This is a genomic window from Brevibacillus fulvus (assembly GCF_016908525.1).
Lineage (GTDB): Bacteria > Bacillota > Bacilli > Brevibacillales > Brevibacillaceae > Brevibacillus_G > Brevibacillus_G fulvus.
Genome location: NZ_JAFBEB010000018.1, coordinates 1 through 17,541 on the forward strand (window position 1 = coordinate 1; position 17,541 = coordinate 17,541).

The 17,541-nt window shown below is 50.9% G+C and carries 17 protein-coding genes; 6 read left to right on the forward strand and 11 right to left on the reverse strand.

The features are described from left to right. Positions 1-91: 91 nt before the first annotated feature. Positions 92-346, reverse strand: coding sequence for an HPr family phosphocarrier protein (locus JOD01_RS17750; protein ID WP_204519633.1), 255 nt, complete (start codon positions 344-346; stop codon positions 92-94). 313 nt (positions 347-659) lie between these two features. Between JOD01_RS17750 and JOD01_RS17755 the strand changes: the two genes are divergently transcribed. Both JOD01_RS17755 and JOD01_RS17760 read left to right on the forward strand, forming a co-directional pair. Beyond that, entirely contained in the window at positions 660-1,307 is a 648-nt protein-coding gene (locus JOD01_RS17755; RefSeq protein ID WP_204519634.1) for a LytTR family DNA-binding domain-containing protein, read from the forward strand. 120 nt (positions 1,308-1,427) lie between these two features. Beyond that, positions 1,428-2,948: a succinate CoA transferase gene (locus tag JOD01_RS17760; protein ID WP_204519635.1), complete on the forward strand. Its 1,521-nt coding sequence runs from the start codon at positions 1,428-1,430 to the stop codon at positions 2,946-2,948. Between the two features lie 66 nt (positions 2,949-3,014). On the opposite strand, the gene JOD01_RS17765 is transcribed toward JOD01_RS17760, so the two are convergent. From JOD01_RS17765 to murQ, 4 genes are read right to left on the reverse strand one after another with little or no spacing between them, the layout of a single operon-like run. Continuing rightward, the gene (locus JOD01_RS17765; protein WP_204519636.1) at positions 3,015-4,037 is read right to left on the reverse strand and encodes a MupG family TIM beta-alpha barrel fold protein; all 1,023 of its coding nucleotides are present in this window, start codon (positions 4,035-4,037) and stop codon (positions 3,015-3,017) included. Then, a complete protein-coding gene (locus JOD01_RS17770; protein ID WP_204519637.1) occupies positions 4,034-5,398 on the reverse strand; it encodes a PTS transporter subunit EIIC in 1,365 nt (454 codons plus the stop codon). Before JOD01_RS17770 ends, JOD01_RS17765 begins: the two co-directional genes overlap by 4 nt. Before the next feature lie 36 nt (positions 5,399-5,434). Further along, complete coding sequence (locus tag JOD01_RS17775; protein ID WP_204519638.1) at positions 5,435-6,289, reverse strand: MurR/RpiR family transcriptional regulator; 855 nt, start codon at positions 6,287-6,289, stop codon at positions 5,435-5,437. Between the two features lies 1 nt (position 6,290). After that, the gene (gene murQ, locus JOD01_RS17780; protein ID WP_204519639.1) at positions 6,291-7,205 is read right to left on the reverse strand and encodes an N-acetylmuramic acid 6-phosphate etherase; all 915 of its coding nucleotides are present in this window, start codon (positions 7,203-7,205) and stop codon (positions 6,291-6,293) included. 166 nt (positions 7,206-7,371) lie between these two features. Here murQ and JOD01_RS17785 point away from each other — a divergent pair, with 166 nt between their 5' ends. After that, a complete protein-coding gene (locus JOD01_RS17785) occupies positions 7,372-8,784 on the forward strand; it encodes an FAD-binding oxidoreductase (protein ID WP_204519640.1) in 1,413 nt (470 codons plus the stop codon). 86 nt (positions 8,785-8,870) lie between these two features. Further along, the gene (locus JOD01_RS17790; protein WP_239565565.1) at positions 8,871-10,127 is read left to right on the forward strand and encodes a (Fe-S)-binding protein; all 1,257 of its coding nucleotides are present in this window, start codon (positions 8,871-8,873) and stop codon (positions 10,125-10,127) included. A 215-nt stretch (positions 10,128-10,342) separates the two neighbouring features. Here JOD01_RS17790 and JOD01_RS17795 read toward each other — a convergent pair whose 3' ends face one another. Together JOD01_RS17795 and JOD01_RS17800 are read right to left on the reverse strand one after the other, a co-directional pair. After that, complete coding sequence (locus JOD01_RS17795) at positions 10,343-11,044, reverse strand: LrgB family protein (RefSeq protein WP_239565561.1); 702 nt, start codon at positions 11,042-11,044, stop codon at positions 10,343-10,345. Beyond that, complete coding sequence (locus JOD01_RS17800; protein WP_204519642.1) at positions 11,013-11,408, reverse strand: CidA/LrgA family protein; 396 nt, start codon at positions 11,406-11,408, stop codon at positions 11,013-11,015. The genes JOD01_RS17795 and JOD01_RS17800 overlap by 32 nt, the downstream gene beginning before the upstream one ends. 110 nt (positions 11,409-11,518) lie before the next feature. Between JOD01_RS17800 and JOD01_RS17805 the strand changes: the two genes are divergently transcribed. Beyond that, a complete protein-coding gene (locus tag JOD01_RS17805) occupies positions 11,519-12,415 on the forward strand; it encodes a LysR family transcriptional regulator (protein WP_204519643.1) in 897 nt (298 codons plus the stop codon). Positions 12,416-12,503: 88 nt separating this feature from the next. Next, on the forward strand, positions 12,504-13,619 hold the full coding sequence (locus tag JOD01_RS17810; protein ID WP_204519644.1) for a GGDEF domain-containing protein: 1,116 nt from the start codon (positions 12,504-12,506) through the stop codon (positions 13,617-13,619). Between the two features lie 73 nt (positions 13,620-13,692). Here JOD01_RS17810 and JOD01_RS17815 read toward each other — a convergent pair whose 3' ends face one another. From JOD01_RS17815 to JOD01_RS17830, 4 genes are all read right to left on the reverse strand, one after another. Next, positions 13,693-14,517: an EcsC family protein gene (locus JOD01_RS17815; RefSeq protein WP_204519645.1), complete on the reverse strand. Its 825-nt coding sequence runs from the start codon at positions 14,515-14,517 to the stop codon at positions 13,693-13,695. Between the two features lie 89 nt (positions 14,518-14,606). Next, a complete protein-coding gene (locus JOD01_RS17820; protein WP_204519646.1) occupies positions 14,607-15,815 on the reverse strand; it encodes an MFS transporter in 1,209 nt (402 codons plus the stop codon). Positions 15,816-16,041: 226 nt separating this feature from the next. Continuing rightward, positions 16,042-16,698, reverse strand: coding sequence for an urease accessory protein UreH domain-containing protein (locus JOD01_RS17825; protein WP_204519647.1), 657 nt, complete (start codon positions 16,696-16,698; stop codon positions 16,042-16,044). A 208-nt stretch (positions 16,699-16,906) separates the two neighbouring features. Next, positions 16,907-17,503 (reverse strand): sulfite oxidase-like oxidoreductase, encoded by a 597-nt coding sequence (locus tag JOD01_RS17830; RefSeq protein WP_204519648.1) that lies wholly within the window; start codon positions 17,501-17,503, stop codon positions 16,907-16,909. Positions 17,504-17,541 lie beyond the last annotated feature (38 nt).

Here is a 17,541-nt window from a genome sequence, read left to right on the forward strand (position 1 = left end):
CATATTCCATCACTCTTTCAATTCATTGTTACCGTATAATTCGGCAACACCGTGGGAAAAGCCTGCTTAGGCGGACTTTTTCACCGGACTTTTAGGATACGGAGTCAAGAAATAAACTTAACTGTTCCAGCGCTTGCTCGGCATCGGCCCCTATCGCAATCATGTTGATCGTATCACCTTTGCTGGCGCGGAATCCTCTTGTGCCCAACGGACTTTTCGCATTGATCCTCCAGTTGTTTCGTTCCAGCAATATATAACTGTCAAACTTGTTGGCTGTAACAACGATTTGTTTGACTTGCTCTTCCAACAGGTCGCCCGATAACGTAACCGTTCTTTTTCTTTCCAATGTAACTCACCTCACTTCCGGATAAAAAGAACGCAAACTGAAACCACATCCTCCTGCGAACCGCCCGCGCCGTCCAGCGCATCTCCTTTGTTTCGCCGCTCCGATTGCGTTAAATTATCTGACACTGCCAACACACCGCTACGACCCCCTCTGCAACTTTTTATTATTTTAGCAAAAATCAGTTTATTTATTCAATGACATTTGTGTCAGTTTTTCTAACATTAAAGTGCTGATTGTTCCATCGTCGGTTTCCCCTTATAGTCGATCAGTTGTATAATAGAATCGCTTGATGTATTCAAACGGGAGGTTACCCATGAAGCCCTTTTCGATTCCATCTATCCTGCAGATCATGAGTGAATTTTTCCCCAAACATACTTCCATTGCCGTTACGGATGCCAAGCAGTACATTTACTATCAGCCCAGCCAGGCGATTGATTTGAACATTAGCCCGGGCGATTTGATCAAGGAAGGAACCGCCAGTCACAAAGCGTTGACGCTCCGGCAAAAAGTATCGGAAACGATTGCCGCCGACGTGCTGGGAGTCCCCTATTTCGGCACCTCCATTCCGCTGCTGGAAGAAGGCGTTGTCAATGGCTGTATTACCGCCATCTTGCCTTGCCAGCCGTCAGCGCTTCCGTTTTTGACGGTTCGCACCAGCCCTGATCAATGGATGCCGATGCCGTACGCTGAGATCATGTATCTGGAAGCCCAGAATCGCAAGACGCAAGTGGTCACGCTGAAGGGGAAAGGATTTCACAAGTCTCCTTTAAGCGAACTCGAATGGCTGCTTCCCGACGAGCTTTTTATCAGAGTGCATCGTTCCTATATTGTAAATCCTCATTATATCGCGGAAATTCACCCTGATTATCACTCGACGTTTCTGCTCGTCATGAAAGACCAGCAGCGGATTCCCGTGAGCCAGTCGTATTCCAGCCAGTTTCGCAAATTGCTGCAATTTTGATTTGCGATTTCACACGGAAATTTGCTGGCTGAAGCCAAATATAAGCCTTTTGGCCCCAAAACGAATGAGATTCCCCCAGACCGTTGCTAAAATGAATAAAAAAGTTAAGAGGGGATTTCAGTGGAAGAACAACTGTCAAACCGTTTGCGTAACAAATCCTTGCTTGCTCGCGTCGTAACGGCTGATACAGCCGCTGCTTGGATAAAGGACGGTATGACTTTGGGGCTGAGCGGTTTTACGCGCGCCGGAGATGCGAAGGCAGTACCGACAGCGCTTGTCTCGCGGGCCAAAACTGCCCCGTTGAAAGTAAATGTTTATACCGGTGCTTCCTTGGGCTCGGATATCGACAAATTGATGGCTGAAGCCGGAATTGTCGCAAAACGTTTGCCTTTTCAAGCAGATCCAACAATGCGGCAAAAAATAAATCAAGGCGAAATCCTGTTCGTGGATCAACATTTGTCTCATACAGCGGAATGGATACGCTCCGGAGTGCTTGACCCTATCGATTTTGCAATTGTGGAAGCGGTTTCAATCTCGGAAGATGGCTTGCTTTATCCGACGACTTCTGTCGGCAACTCCGCCATCTTTGTGCAGGAAGCAAAAGAGATAATTGTTGAGATTAACCTGGCTCAACCGCTCTCGCTCGAAGGCGTCCATGACATCTATCAACTGACGCCGATGGGCCGCCGCGACCCGATCCCCCTGACCCGGATCGACCAGCGCATCGGCGTAAAAGGTATTCCTGTTGATTTGAACAAAATCAGAGGAATCGTCATCACCAATGCTGCCGATTCTCCTTCAACCATCGTGCCGCCTGATGAAGAGACCGCGCAAATGGCCGATCATCTGATCCGCTTTTTGCGTGAGGAAGTGTCGCGCGGTCGGCTTTCGAATCAACTGGCTCCCTTGCAGTCTGGAATCGGTTCGGTCGCCAATGCCGTCCTCCACGGTCTGCTGCATTCCGAGTTTACCGATTTGGAAATCTACTCCGAAGTATTGCAGGATGCGGTATTCGAACTGTTGGATGCCGGCAAGGTCCGGTTTGCCTCCGGCTGTTCGATCACGCTTTCCGCTGAGAAGATGCAGGCCGTCTTCTCGCAATTCGAACGTTATCGGCAACGCATTTTGCTGCGTCCGCAGGAAATATCCAATCACCCGGAATTGATCCGGCGTCTGGGATTGATCGCCATCAACACTGCTTTGGAAGTCGATCTTTATGGCAATGTCAATTCCACGCACATACTGGGCAGCCGAATGATGAACGGGATCGGTGGCTCCGGCGACTTTGCCCGCAATTCCCGGCTCTCGATCTTTGTCACCAAATCGATCGCCAAAGGCGGGAAAATCTCCAGTATCGTACCGTTTGTAGCCCACGTTGATCATACAGAACACGATGTGGATGTGATCGTAACCGAACAAGGCTATGCCGATCTTCGCGGCTTGGCTCCGACCGAGCGGCCGCTCGTTATCATTGAACGCTGCGCTCACCCGATGTATCGGCAACAATTGCGGGAGTATTACGAAGAGGCTCTCCAATATGGCGGACAGACGCCCCATCTTTTGCACAAGGCGTTTTCTTTCCATCTGAACTATGCTCAGAATGGAACGATGCTTTCAACTGCCACAGCCGATCTGAACTAGAACGGATATAAAAAAAAAGGGAACGACCTGCCGATAAAATCCTGTTGGCTGATCATTCCCTTTTATTTAGCTGTGCGGAATTGCTTCAAGGTATACCTTGGCACCTGGTTCCAGCAAATCGAGCAGCGGCAAATCCGCCGGACACACCCGTCCAACCACATTTACCCGCTCGTCCGCCGGCAAGTCTGTCCGGGCAATTTGCAATTCGCCGCAATACCGCCCGTACAACTCGTTATCCCTGGTCAGCGTGCCCCGCGGCCGCGCCAGCGTCTCCTGCGGCGGAATAGGCACTGCGGAACGCGTGTCCATGAACCGCAGGACGTCTCGCCCCAGATCGGGCCGCAAACGGTATTCTCCGCTGCCCAGCGTATCCGAATATATACGAAGGACAAGCCGTCCCGTTTGCTGAAAAGCGGTCATTCGCTCCAGCACGCCCTCGCCCGGATCGGGATCGCCGATATAAACGGTATCTACACCGCCGCGCCACAACTCGACAGCGGCCGCATACGGATCTGCCGTGCGGTGACGCTCCAGCGTAGGCAATCCCTCAAACAACGGGCCCCGCTTCTCCCCTGCCCCCGGCACAAAGGCAGCGACGGGAATCCCGCAGGAACGGAACAGTTCCGTCTGCTTGCGGAAAAATTGGTCATCCAAGCCGGTTTCCCGCCGTGGGTAAAAATTGTGCCAGCCGATCAACTGCTCCGGCTGCAAGCCGCTGTCCAACAAAGAGCGCAGTTCCGTTGCAAAGACGGTGCTCGCATTTAAGGCAATGCGAAATGTTTTGGCCAAGCGCACGGTCGTCTCCAGCGCAAATTCGTCATCCAGCCGCAGTCCGGCAACGCCCAATTCCGTTAACTGTTCAAACGTCCCGATGCCCAGATGACCGAGCGTCGATCGGGAAACATCGGCATAAACAGCAATTCCCAACGAATGAGCCAGTGCCAGCAACTGCTTCGCATGTTCAACCAGGTCGCCGCTCTCCTCCGGAATATGCAGCGAAGTAAAAGCGGCCTTGACTCCCAGCCTGCCGGCATGCCTCAACCGGTCTGCGGCGTTTGCGTCGCGTAGGTAAAAGGAGATGCCGATCATTGAAACTCACTCGCCATTTCATCTTTAAATCCGAAGAAATACGTGAATACAAAACCGGCGGCATAGGCAACGAGCAAACCAAGCAAATAGAGCAAAATTTGGTGTGTCAGCACGAGGAAAGTCAGCGGCAGGCCGGATACCCCCACGGCAACAGTAGCCACATTGAAGGCAGCCTGGAAAGCTCCGCCTACCCCGGCACCAAGACAAGCGGTTAAAAACGGCCGTCCCAATGGCAACGTTACGCCAAAGATGAGCGGTTCGCCAATCCCCAGCATGCCGGCCGGCAACGCACCGCCGACAGCGCGCTTCAAGCCTTTCTTTTTCGTCTTCATGTAAATGGCAAAGGCCGCCCCGACCTGACCCGCTCCGCCCATGGCCAAAATCGGCAGAAGCGGATCGTTGCCAATCGAGTTGATCAATTCAAGGTGAATCGGCGTCAAGCCTTGGTGCAATCCGGTCACAACCAGCGGCAGGAAGGTTGCCCCCAGCACAAACCCGGCCACCACACCGCCAAAATGCAAGATCGCCAGCAACCCGCTCGTAATCGCGGTGGAAATCCAGCCGCCGATCGGCATGAAGATAAGATAGGTAAAAATACCGGTAATCAGTAAGGTTAAGGTTGGCGTGACGATGATATCCAGGGCAGCCGGCACAAAGCGGCGAATGCGCTGTTCAACATAGGCCATGAAAATCGCTGCGATCAAGACGCCGATCAATCCGCCGCGGCCCGGCAGCAAACTTTCCCCAAACAACGTAATTTTCGCCACATCCGGGCTGATAATGAGAATGCCCGCCAGTGCTCCCAGCGCCGGGGAACCGCCAAATTCCTTGGCCGCGTTTGTTCCGACCAAGATCCCCAGGTAAGCAAACAAACCGGAACCGATCACATTCAAGACGCTGGCCACCAATGAATCCGCCGGAAGCCAGCCCGCCTGAACAACCCCCTTGGAAATCCCGCTGATCAATCCGGAAGCAACCAATGCGGGAATCAACGGAATGAAAATACTGGAAATACGCCGCAATAGCCGCTTAAACGGCGTCGCGTTTTTCTCCGCCAGCGCAGATTTGGTCTGCTTGGCCCGCTCCTTCAGGTCAATCTCTGTCCCGCTGCCAACGAGACTGGCAAATTCCGCCGAAACTTTATTGACCGTTCCCGGTCCAAGAATAATCTGCAGCGTTTCGTTCTCGACAACACCGATTACGCCATCAATTTGTTTCAGACCTTGCATGTCGACAAGTTGCTGGTTTCTCGGCATCACGCGCAATCTGGTCATGCAATGCGTGAACGTTCCAATATTCTCTTTTCCCCCGAGTTTCTCCAGGATTTGGCTGGCTAAAACTTTGTTTTTATCGGCCGACATCTACGTCTCCCCCTTAATATAACGGCATGCACCGCGTTACTTTTTGTTCTTTAGCGAACGGATTGCTTCCCGGGTACGGTCGATATGCTCGACCGTCACCTCGTATTGCTTGGCGGCCATGCACAAAAACAGCATATCAATCACATGAAGCTGAGCGATCCGGGAGGAAGTGGCGGCGCTGCGAAAGGGCGCTTCCTTGGCCGACGATGTATGCAGGCGAATGTCGGAGATGGAAGCGACCGGCGATTGCCCGTATTTCGTCAGGCTGATGGTCGTTAACCCGTACTCCTTGGCCAGATTTAACACATCGATCACCTCTTGCGTTTCCCCGGAAAAAGAAATGCCCATGACCACCTCATGCGGCCCTGCGTTGGCAATCAGCGATGCTACTAGATGAACATCGGTAAACATCGTCGCCGTTTTGTTGATTCGCAAAAACTTTTGCTGGGCATCAAGCGCGATAATACTGGATGCTCCAATCCCGAACAGATGAATTCGGCTTGCTTCAATCAGCACATCGACAGCCTTGGCCAGTTCTTCATAATTCATGATTTCCGCGGTTTCCCGCAGTTGGAGAATGCTGTTGTCGGTAATCTTCTGCACCGTGACATACATGGATTCATTTGCCTCAATATCGCGGTAGCCAATCGCGACCTGTTTGGCCAGATCACCGCTGATCCGCATTTTCAGCTCCTGAAATCCTTTGACCCCTAATGATTTGCACAGACGAATCACAGCTGCGCCGCTTGAATGGGTCATCTCCCCGAGTTGCTCGACCGTACTGTTCACTGCTTCATGCGGATGCTGCAAGATATAGACCGCAATCTTGCGCTCGGAAGGAGGCAGTTGATCCAGCATGCTTTCAATCATATGGAGCGCACCTGTTGCCATTTCAGTTCCCCTTTTCCTGCTGCAAAGCAATCGCTTTTCTGACATTTCCGTCCGCTTGACTCAGCCTCTCGGCGGCTTCCTGGTAGGACGACTTGGTCTTTAGCATCACAATCGCGGCTTTCACCTGGTTGTTGGCCAGCAGCAAAGTTTGCTCGGCCTGCTCCGGAGTGGCTCCGGTGATCGTGCAAATAATCTTGATCGCACGCTGCCGCAGCTTGTAATTGCTCACATGCACATCAACCATCAAGTTTTCGTATACTTTTCCGAGACGAATCATGGAAGCGGTCGAAATCATGTTCAGCACCATCTTTTGGGCCGTTCCCGCTTTGAGCCGGGTCGAACCGGTCAAAACTTCCGGACCAACGATTACTTCGATCGCACACTCCGCTTCCTGGCTGATCAACGCCTGTTCATTGCAAGACAAAGCGACCGTCTTGGCGCCAACTGAGCGGGCATATTTCAATGCGCCAATCACGTACGGAGTCCGTCCGCTGGCAGCAATGCCGACAACGGTATCCCGCTGGTCCAATTGAATGGCCCGCAAATCGGCTTCGCCCCACTCCGGCTTGTCTTCTGCACCTTCCACCGCCTTGACAAAAGCTCTTTCTCCCCCAGCGATAATGCCCACTACTTGTTCCGGCGAAGTGCTAAAAGTCGGCGGACATTCCACTGCGTCCAGCACGCCCAATCTGCCGCTCGTTCCTGCCCCTGCGTAAATAAGCCGTCCGCCTTGTTTCAGGGAGTTGCAAGCCCATTCAGCGGCGGTTGCGACCTGGGGCAATACTTGCTGGACGGCATTCGCGACCTTTCGATCCTCTTCATTCATCAACTGGACGATTTCCAAGGTGCTGGCAGAATCAATATGCTTTGTAGAAGAATTACGAGCCTCTGTGGTTAAAAATGACAAATTATCCATTGGCAAACCTCTTTCTGATCCTGATGTAAGCGATTGCACTTTTGATTTATTATAAGTATAATTGATTTTAAAATAAAATTTCAATATTTTTTGGTTTTTCCTAAAATATGCTTTCTGATCCGTTCTTTTTAATAGCGGTAAATTGTCAAAAACGGAGGTGCGGTCCATGCTCGATTCAGCCTTGCGAAAAGCGTTCGTTGCCATCGTCGGCGACAAATGGTTTCTCGATACGCCAAACGAACTGTATGCCTATTCCTATGATGCTACCCCTCTTTATCAGTCGCTTCCCGATGCCGTGATCATTCCGGGGACAGTCGATGAAGTTTCTGCGATTCTGAAACTGGCCAATCAGCACAAGATTCCGATCATTACCCGCGGTTCAGGAACAAATCTCGCCGGCGGAACCATTCCCGTGCATGGCGGAATGGTGTTGAACATGAATCGCTTTCAGCAAATCCATGAAATTGATACGAAAAATTTGACAGCTACCATCGGCAGCGGCGTGATCACGGCCGATCTGCATCAAGCGGTAGAGGCAGTGGGACTGTTTTATCCGCCTGATCCGGGGAGCATGCGCATCTCCACGGTCGGCGGCAATCTGGCCCAATGCGCGGGCGGGATGCGCGGTCTCAAATACGGGGTTACGAAAGATTATGTGATGGGTTTGCAATATGTGCTGCCGTCCGGAGAAGTGTTGCGCTGCGGCGGGAAAAATGTGAAAGACGTCGCCGGCTACGATATGACGCGGCTGTTGGTTGGCTCTGAAGGAACGCTGGCCGTGATTACGGAAATTACCGTCAAGCTGCTTCCGCTCCCCGAGACGAAACGAACGCTGGTCGCTTATTACAGCAATCTCGTTGACGCTGCCCGCACTGTTGAAGAAGTGATTGCCGCGAAAATCATACCGGCGACCATGGAATTTCTCGATCAGGGCACAATGAAGGTAGTCGACGACTTTGCCAAACTCGGCTTGCCCTTGGAAATGAAATCGATGCTGTTGATCGAACAGGACGGACCGGAGCAGTCTGTTGCGGAAGATATTGCGCGAATTGCGGAAATTGCCAAACAGAACGGTGCGGCCAGGGTGGAGATCGCCCGTACCGCCGAAGAAGGCGCAAAGCTGTTGGCGGCAAGACGGGCTGCTTTGTCCGCGCTGTCCCGTTTGCGGCCGACCACGATTTTGGAGGATGCCACTGTGCCCCGCTCCCGGCTGGCGGAAATGGTTGAAGCAATCGAGCAGATCGCCCGCAAATATCAGGTGCACATCTGTACGTTTGGCCACGCCGGTGACGGCAATCTGCACCCTACCTGCATGACTGACGAGCGCAACCATGAGGAACTGCAAAACGTAGAAAAAGCGTTCGAGGAAATTTTTCACACTGCGATCCGGCTCGGCGGAACCATTACAGGGGAGCATGGGGTCGGCATGGCCAAAATGAACTATCTCGACCTGAAGGTAGGACAGGACGGGATGGAACTGATGAAACGGATTAAAGCCGCTTTCGATCCCAATCACATCATGAATCCAGGCAAAATTTTTGCGCACAGCGAGCGACGCAGATTGGTGGTGAAAAAATGAGCAACTCCTCCCGTGTCAAAACCGGTCCGGCTTGCGACTCCCCGGAAGCGATTTCGCTTGTGCGCGGCGCTTTGGATAAGTTCAATATGGATGAACTGATGAACTGCATGCATTGCGGCTTTTGCTTGCCTGCTTGCCCGACTTATCAGCAAACCGGACTGGAATCGTACAGTCCCCGCGGGCGGATCGCCTTAATGAAAGGCGTCGCCCAGCAACAGCTTGCCGTCGATGGCGAATTTGAAAAAAACATGTTCGCCTGCCTCGGCTGTCGGGCATGTGAAACCGCCTGCCCCGCTGGCGTCCCCTACGGCAGCTTGATTGAAACTGCCCGGGAAGTCGTGGCCGATCACAAAAAAGAAACCGGCCGACCGCCGCTCGTACACCGGCTGGTGTTCAAGCATTTGTTTCCCCATCCCAAACGCATCAAATGGCTGGGCAACGCTTTATGGGCCGCGCAAGCAAGCGGCTTGCAAAAACTGGCCGACAAAACCGGATTGATGCGCATCCTGCCCCGGGAAATGGCCGAAATGCAGCAAGCGGTCGCCAAAGTCGCTTCTCCTCTCGCACGAAGCAAACGGGCGCCTGTGCTCAAGGCAGAAGGAGAAACGCGATTGACGATTGGCTTGTTTACCGGCTGTGTGATGGATGTCCTGTTTTACGAGACAAATCAGGCGACGGCCCGTCTGTTAAGCAAAGCCGGCTGTGATGTGGTGATCATTGACAACCAGGCGTGCTGCGGCGCGTTGCATGCGCATTCCGGAGAAATGGACGGGGCCATCGAGCTGGCCAAGCGCAACATTGAGGCGTTTGAGCAAGCCGGCGTCGATTTTGTCGTCAACAATGCGGGCGGATGCGGCGCCGCGCTGAAAGAGTATCATCACTGGTTTGCGAATGATCCGCACTGGACAGAACGGGCGCAGGCGTTCGTCGCCAAAGTCAGGGATGCCAATCAGTTGCTCGCCGAGCTGCCGCCGCTGACTTTCAGCAAACCTTTGCACGCGCGCGTCACCTATCAGGATTCCTGCCATCTGGCCCATGGCCAAGGGGTGCGCAACCAGCCAAGACAGCTGCTCAGAAGCATTCCCGGCGTGGAAATGATAGAACTGAAGGAAGCCGACAGCTGCTGTGGTTCCGCAGGCATCTACAACATCACCAATTTTGACATGTCGATGCAAATTCTTGATCGGAAAATGGAACGGGTGAAAGAAACGCAAGCCCACTTTATCGTTACCTCCAATCCCGGTTGTCTGCTGCAAATGAAACAGGGGATTATTCGGGCAGGATTGCAAGGGCAGATGGAAGCAGTTCATATCATGGATTTGCTTGACCGCGCTCTTTCCTGATCGATAAAACGCTGTTTCGTTGAAGGACGGCTTTGCCAAATAGAAATCAGCTTCGTTTTAAGCGGAAAAAAGGCAGATTCAAGCAGCTATTCTCCCTTCTCAAACCTGAAGATACCAATGTTTCGACAGTGGATGATCTTGACGGTTTGACAAGCGGGAAAGCAAATTGAATCTGCCTTTTTATGGCTTCGTTTGCGTTGCAGGGCGAAAATGGATTAGAGAAACGCAATGATAAACCGGATAAAATACGGGGCGATCAAGAGACTGCAGCAAGCTGCCACAATCATCGACAAACTGGAGACCGTCCCTTCAACCGAGCCCAATTCAAACGCCTTGGCCGTTCCGGCTCCGTGCGCTCCCATGCCCAACATTGCGCCTTTCGCAATCGCCGTGCGAATCGGCAGCATTTTCATCAGCAAGGGGCCGATCACGGAACCGGAGATTCCCGTGATGATCACAAAGACGGCTGTCATCGTATCGCTGCCGCCAACTTGCTCAGCGATTTTCATGGCAAACGGCGTAGTAACCGAGCGTGGAGCCAAGCTGTCGACAATTTGCGGGCTCAAATGCACGAAATAGGCAACAATCATGGAAGTAAAGATCGCGGTTACCGAACCGAGCAGTACGCTCGATAAAATTTCCACCGCATGTTTTTTTAACGTTTGCCAATATTTGTACATCGGAATCGCAAATGCGACTGTCGCCGGCTGCAGCATATAAGTGAGCCAATCGGCGCCGCTTTTGTACTGCTCGTAATCCAGATGCGCCACCAGCAAGACAGCGATAATCAGCGCAGGACTGACCAACAATGGCGAGAGCAAAAAGAAACGGAAGCGGGCATACAGCTGTTTGGAACAGACATAAGCCAGCAATGATAACAAGATGCTAAACAGCCCGACGATGCTGACGTTCCCCATCCTTCTTCCCCTCCTTTATCCGGCTGACATACTCAGCCGATATGCCTGTCAAGGCCATTACGATAATCGTGCTCAGCAAAATAACAAACATGATCCGGCTGCCGTCGCTGACGATCAACGATTGATATTGAACAATGCCCACTGCCGACGGAACAAAGAACAAAAGCATCTCCGCCAATAAAAAATTGCCGCCTAGCTCCACCCACTCCAGCTTGATCCATTTCAACTGAAGAGCGATGAATAGCAGCAACATGCCAATCATACTTCCCGGAACACTCAGGTGGAACCATTTGGCAAGCAGGTCACCAACAACTGTAAACAGCACCATAATGGCAACCTGTACCAATATTTTAACGATTTTCATCTGCGGATTCTCTCCTCTCGAGAGATAGTATACGCTGGCTGTCAAAATAGGTAAAATACATATATAGAATAAAAACTATTCAAATTGTCTATATAAAGGAGGCTGACACTTTGGATATCCGGCACTTGCACTATTTCATTGAAGTGGCCAAACAGCAAAGCTTTTCAAAAGCGGCGGAAGCTTTGCACATTTCCCAGCCGACAGTCAGCAAAATGATCCGCAATTTGGAGGGGGAAATCGGCGCTCCTCTCCTTCATCGTTCCGTCCATTCCTTTCAACTGACAGACGTTGGCGAAATTGTGTATGCGAAAGGACAACAAATTTTGCAATCATTCGTCGATTTGGCTGCGGAGATCGCTGACATCAAAAATGTCCGCAAAGGGCAAATCAAGATTGGCGTCCCTCCCATGATTGGCGCGCACTTTTTTCCGAAGCTGCTGTCCAGCTTTCATGACGCATATCCGCAGATCAGCATTAAATTGATCGAAGATGGCGCGAAAAATATGGAAAAGGCTGTCATCAACGGGGATCTTGATCTGGCCGCGGTCGTGCTGCCTGTCGATCCGGCGGTGTTTGAATTTTATCCGTTTTATCAGGAAGATTTACGGCTCGTCGTCCACCCGAATCATCCGTTGGCAACGCGAGCAGAAATCTCTTTGCCTGAACTGCGCGAGGAAGCTTTTATTTTGTTTCGCGAAGGATTTACCTTGCATTATGTCATTCGCGACGAGTGTCGGAAAGCAGGCTTTACACCAACGGTCGTCTGCGAAAGCTCGCAATGGGATTTCATCAGCGAGATGGTTGCCGCCAATCTGGGAATCTCCTTGCTTCCGGATGCGATCTGCAGAAAACTGAATCCGGCGCAAATCGCTACCGTGCCGCTGGTGAATCCGGCGATTCATTGGAATTTGGCGATTATTTGGTTGAAAGGGAAGTATTTATCCCATGCCTCCCGGGAATGGCTGCAATTCATGCAAGATTTTCTTGAACAGCAGCGGCAAACTTAAATATTTTACGACACCTCGATAAGTTCGGTATAATTTTTCATAGAAAGGGGGAATCGTTATTACCCAGTTTGCCTCGTTTTGGGAATCTTTGAAAGCTGCCAACGATCCGGTTTATTTGGACCTGCGAAGAAAAATCTACCTGTTTGTCATTCCCGGAGCACTTCTGGGTGCGATCTGCGGTCTGTATTTTGAACTGCTGCGGAACTCTCCCGACCAATTGAAAGTCGTTTCTTCGATTGCTTATGTGATTTGGTTTAGCTTGATGCTTTTCCTGATTTGGAAAAAAATCAGTTTTTGGCTGGTCGAGTTCTTGAGCTATGTTATTTCAGGAGGATTTTTACTGCTCAGAATGGTTGATCAAATCTACTTTGCCGACCCGTCTGACGACTTCGCCATGGTCCAGTTTCCCGTTTCTGTCTGGTTTCCGTCTTTTTACATCTTGACGCTGTTGATTTTCACCAATAAGTTGGCCAAGAAGTTTTCCATCCTATTTTTTGTATGTACGCTGATCATCACCATTCCTTATTTCTCGAACTTGCTCTCAAAGCCTTTGACGGCCATTAGCAGTCATCAAGTCAACTTTTTTGTTCAGTTTTTTCTGTCAAACATTCTTTATATTGTGCTGCTGTTCGCTTTTGATCATTTTCGGACTGCTTTCACCCTCTCGCAAAACAGGCTGAAATTGATGAACGAATTGGTCTACCGGGATACTTTGACCGGTTTATATAATCGAAGAATTTTAACCGATATGGAAAATGAGTCGTCCGCTGCGCTTAAACTTGATCGCCGGATTGCTGTGATGTTTCTTGATCTGGACGGATTCAAACAAGTAAATGACACCTACGGCCACGCGACCGGAGACCAGTTGCTGCAACAGGTTGCGAAACGGCTTCAAGGCTGTATCCGGGAACAAGATATCGCCTGCCGTCTAGGCGGCGACGAATTTAGTATTATTCTCGAAAATCCGCTGTCCGTTCCGCAGGTCGAGGCAATCGCCAAGTCCATTGTTTCTGCACTTCGGGAAGGGTATCCAATCGGGGAAAATCTGCTGACTGTAACCTCAAGTATCGGGATTGCGATGAACAATGGGGAGCGTCCCATGTCTCTAAATACGTTGATTGCCATGCCGATCAAGCTTTGTATCATGCGAAACATAGCGGAAAAAACCACTATCAAATCTATCAAGTTGAACAAACGGAACTGAGTTAAGGAAACGGAGGTGGAACCTAACCGTTCCACCTCCGTTTCCAGACAAACATGTTCGAGTTGCTTTTCCTCTATTGCCAGGTTTTTTCGTCTTCTGTTGTTTGCAATCGTTGCAAGATCCGTCGTTTTCGGTAGAGCATCATCCCCGTCTCCGCTACCCCGGTCAATGTCGAACGGTTTAAAAAAGCGCCAAACAACATGCCAGCAATCGGAATCATTTGGAACAGCTTTTTCCAGCCAAAGTTGTCCCGATAGGCGGTCACTACCTCCCTCCAGCCTTGCAACTGCGAAATCATCGTCTGGGAGTTTTGCGGAAAATCGCTCAATTCTTCGAGTACAGCCTGCTTCCCCACATAGTCCGCTGAGGAGAATTGCAAACTTTTGACGATAAAAACCCGCTCGGCCTTGTCCTTTGGATCATAGCCATAACACAGCGCAATTTCCTGCAACACTTTCAGCGAGATGCCCAACAAAAGCGGAATATCGATGGCCAACGTAAAAATCCCGCCGATCCCGGTCGTGGCTCCCTGAATGGTCGCCAGCTTTACACGCGATTCCATCAATTCTTTCGCTGTTTCATCCATCAGCCTTAATGGCAACCCGCGGACAATTGACAGCGGTTCCCGCTTGTCTGCATCAATCTCCGCCTTGCTCAACACTTTATGCAATATGTCTTGTTCCTGGATGAGATATTGTCCGCCGGTTTGAATGAACCCGCCTAATTCGTTCAGCGCCACTCCGATTTTTTCCTGGATAAAGGCGGGAGTAAGCTTATCGAGCCATACAAAAGGCAGCCGGCCCCATTTTTCCCAAAACCACAGATCTTTCTGCTCGCTTTCCCATGTTTCGATCGCTTGCAATTCACGCAACAGCTCGCTTTTTGACTCGTGGATCATCGATTGCCCCCTTTTCATGCGGAATGGTTGTTTTTACGAATGAAACCTGTCTGCCGTTTCCGGAAATTCGCCGATTTGCTGAACAGAATCTACCCAATCGGCGAGTGCCCTTGCACGCTTTTTCCTTTGACCGCCAGCCGCAAGGAAAGCAGGAATGCGAGACACAGCAAAAACAAGATCATTCCAACGACCCCTGCCCAGCCAAACATGCTCCAAAACAGTCCCCCCGCAGTCCCGCCGATACTGGAACCCATGTAGTAAAAAAACAAGTACAGCGAGGACGCTTGCGCCTTGTCATGGGAAGCAAGCAAACCAACCCAACTGCTGGCGATCGAGTGACTGCCGAAAAAACCGAAGGTAAAAATGGCGATCCCGACAATCTTTAGCCAGAGGTTGCCATGCAAAGTAATGCAGGCGCCAACGGCAAAAATGATGATCCCCGCCCATAATATATGATGACGCCCGTACCGATCTGCCAGGCGGCCCATCCAGCTCGAGCTGAAAGTTCCGACCAGGTAGAGAATAAAAATCCAGCCAACCAAGGTTTGACTCAGCTCATAGGGCGGAGCGATCAACTGAAAGCCAATATAATTGTACAAAGTGACGAAACTGCCCATGAGCAAAAAGCCGATCGAAAACAACGCAAGCAATCGGCCATTTCGGCAATGGCTCCACAAAGATTGCAGCAATTTTCCTACTTCCAGCTTGCGCGGCTGAAAATGGCGCGACGGCGGCAGCGAGACGAAAAAATACAGACTGGCGAGCAAGCTGATCACCCCAATGCCCGCAATGGCAACCCGCCAATTAAACCAATCGGTCAGCATGCCCGTCACGACACGTCCGCCCAAACCGCCCAGTGAATTCCCACTGATATATAACCCCATCGCCGCCCCCAGACTGCTCGGTTCAATCTCTTCCCCGAGATAGGCCATCGCGATTGCCGGCAAACCCGCCAAGACAATGCCTTCAAGGATGCGCACCGCCAACAGAACATGATAGGTTGGGCTTAACGCCGTAAAAATCGCTAACACAGAAGCGGCAAACAGCGACGTCGCCATGATCGGTTTGCGGCCCCACGCTTCAGACAATGTACCGAAAAGCAGCATGCTAATGGACAAAGCGATTGTCGTGACAGACAATGAAAGACTGGCGACTGTCGGGGACACTTGAAATTCGCGGGTAAATTCGGGCAGCATCGGCTGCGTACAATATAAAACTGCAAAAGTTGTGAATCCGCCGGCAAACAAAGCAAGGTTTACTTTTCGATAAGCTTTGCTGCCGCGCCGTATATAATTCATCAGAAAAGCCTTCTCTCTTCGCTTGGTTAAGCTTACAGCTTTTAACATTGTTGATTACTTTTCTATTATATAAAACTTCACCGCTCTCTTCCAACCGATTGAATTTAAAAAAGGACGCGCAACAGAGCAAACGCCGCAAGCGTAAACTGCGCGCTGCGTCAGTTTGCCTTCACAATTTGCCGCTTTGCTGACGGCCCGAAGCGAACGGAAGAGTCCCTCCCGCCGTTTACTGCACGCTCCAGGCATAAAACAGTTTCTCTGCAAAACCAATGTGATACATGTAAAAAAGTCCGTAAATCACCGTAGCGCACGAAACGAACTGGACGAGGAAACTTTCCACTTTCGCTTTTTTCGCCACCAGTCCAAATGCGACGCTAAACAATGTGCTGAACAGCAGCATGCCTATTATCGAGCCCGCCCCGAACAGCAGCATATACAAAATCCCTTGCCAAAATTCCTGCACAGTGGCCATCGTCAACAAAATCAATGCCCCGCTGCCGGCGAGACCGTGAACCGAACCGATCATAACCGATTTGCGATAGACTTTGTCGACCGACTGTTGCCGCGGTGGCGCGGATTTGGCTCTCTGCCGCCTGTAAATTCCGGCGATTCCCAAAACCACGAGCATCACCCCGACGACAAATTCCAGCGACAAGGAAACGGTCGGTGACAGTTGGCTTTTTGTAAAAATCGTCAAAAGCCCGCACAGGAAAAGCGTCAAGGTATGGCCGATTCCCCAAAAAAGTCCGGCCAGCGAAGAACGAAACAGATTGCGATGTTGCGAGACTACCGTACTGACTGCGATCATGTGATCAGGTTCAAATGAATGGCGAATCCCCAGGAAAAAACCGACCAACAGAATGGATACCAAACCTTGCTCCATACGGTCACTCCTTTCAGCTGTTCGTCTGATTTGGACGTGCGCAAACAGTTTCTCCCCAAAATCATGTTCGTACAGAGGAAACCGATTTTCTTGCTCAACCAATTTGTACGTTTTTCCAACGGTTAACATGCAACGAACCGTCTCATCGGCAACACGACAAAAAAAAACCGACCACATCTCGTGTGATCGGTTTTTCCGGCCTGACGGTTCAATCCCAAGCGAAACGTTGCTCTTTCCAAGGATCTCCGTACATATGATACCCGTTCTTTTCCCAGAAACCTTGACGGTCTTTGTCCATAAATTCAATGCCACGCACCCACTTGGCACTTTTCCAAAAGTAAAGATGCGGGATGACAAAACGCAATGGATACCCGTGATCCGGCGCAAGCACCTCACCGTTATGTTTGTAGGCAAACAAGTTGCCTGGGGTCAAAAAGTCGGACAGCGGCATATTGGCCGTCCAGCCTTGCTCAGCGTGAAGCATCACATACTTGGCTTCCGGCTTGATTTTAACCAGTTTGACCAATTCTTCGGCCGCGACTCCTTCCCAGACATTGTCCAGTTTGCTCCAGCCGGTTACGCAATGAATATCGTTGGTCACCTGAGTGCTGGGCAAGGCCAAAATCTGTTCGTAAGAAAGCGTTACCTCCTGCTCCACCAGGCCAAAAATGCGCAGGTCCCACTGTGTCGCCAAATCGGTATATTCGGGAACATCTCCATAATGCAAGACCGGAAATCCAGTTGTTACTTTTTGGTTAGGCGGTACCCGGTCGTGACTTTTCCCTGCTGTTTTGCCAATAAACACGTTCGTTCTCCCCTTTTCCTCTCAGTTTCTAACTGTAA

Excerpts from the sequence above, each read along its gene's own strand:
- murQ (WP_204519639.1), bottom strand. The coding sequence starts at position 7,205 with ATGGATAATTTGTCATTTTTAACCACAGAGGCTCGTAATTCTTCTACA.
- JOD01_RS17820 (WP_204519646.1), bottom strand. The coding sequence starts at position 15,815 with ATGAATTATATACGGCGCGGCAGCAAAGCTTATCGAAAAGTAAACCTT.
- JOD01_RS17775 (WP_204519638.1), bottom strand. The coding sequence starts at position 6,289 with ATGGCAACAGGTGCGCTCCATATGATTGAAAGCATGCTGGATCAACTG.
- JOD01_RS17755 (WP_204519634.1), top strand. The coding sequence starts at position 660 with ATGAAGCCCTTTTCGATTCCATCTATCCTGCAGATCATGAGTGAATTT.
- JOD01_RS17825 (WP_204519647.1), bottom strand. The coding sequence starts at position 16,698 with ATGGAGCAAGGTTTGGTATCCATTCTGTTGGTCGGTTTTTTCCTGGGG.
- JOD01_RS17800 (WP_204519642.1), bottom strand. The coding sequence starts at position 11,408 with ATGAAAATCGTTAAAATATTGGTACAGGTTGCCATTATGGTGCTGTTT.
- JOD01_RS17795 (WP_239565561.1), bottom strand. The coding sequence starts at position 11,044 with ATGGGGAACGTCAGCATCGTCGGGCTGTTTAGCATCTTGTTATCATTG.
- JOD01_RS17790 (WP_239565565.1), top strand. The coding sequence starts at position 8,871 with ATGGATGAACTGATGAACTGCATGCATTGCGGCTTTTGCTTGCCTGCT.
- JOD01_RS17765 (WP_204519636.1), bottom strand. The coding sequence starts at position 4,037 with ATGATCGGCATCTCCTTTTACCTACGCGACGCAAACGCCGCAGACCGG.
- JOD01_RS17815 (WP_204519645.1), bottom strand. The coding sequence starts at position 14,517 with ATGATCCACGAGTCAAAAAGCGAGCTGTTGCGTGAATTGCAAGCGATC.
- JOD01_RS17785 (WP_204519640.1), top strand. The coding sequence starts at position 7,372 with ATGCTCGATTCAGCCTTGCGAAAAGCGTTCGTTGCCATCGTCGGCGAC.
- JOD01_RS17770 (WP_204519637.1), bottom strand. The coding sequence starts at position 5,398 with ATGTCGGCCGATAAAAACAAAGTTTTAGCCAGCCAAATCCTGGAGAAA.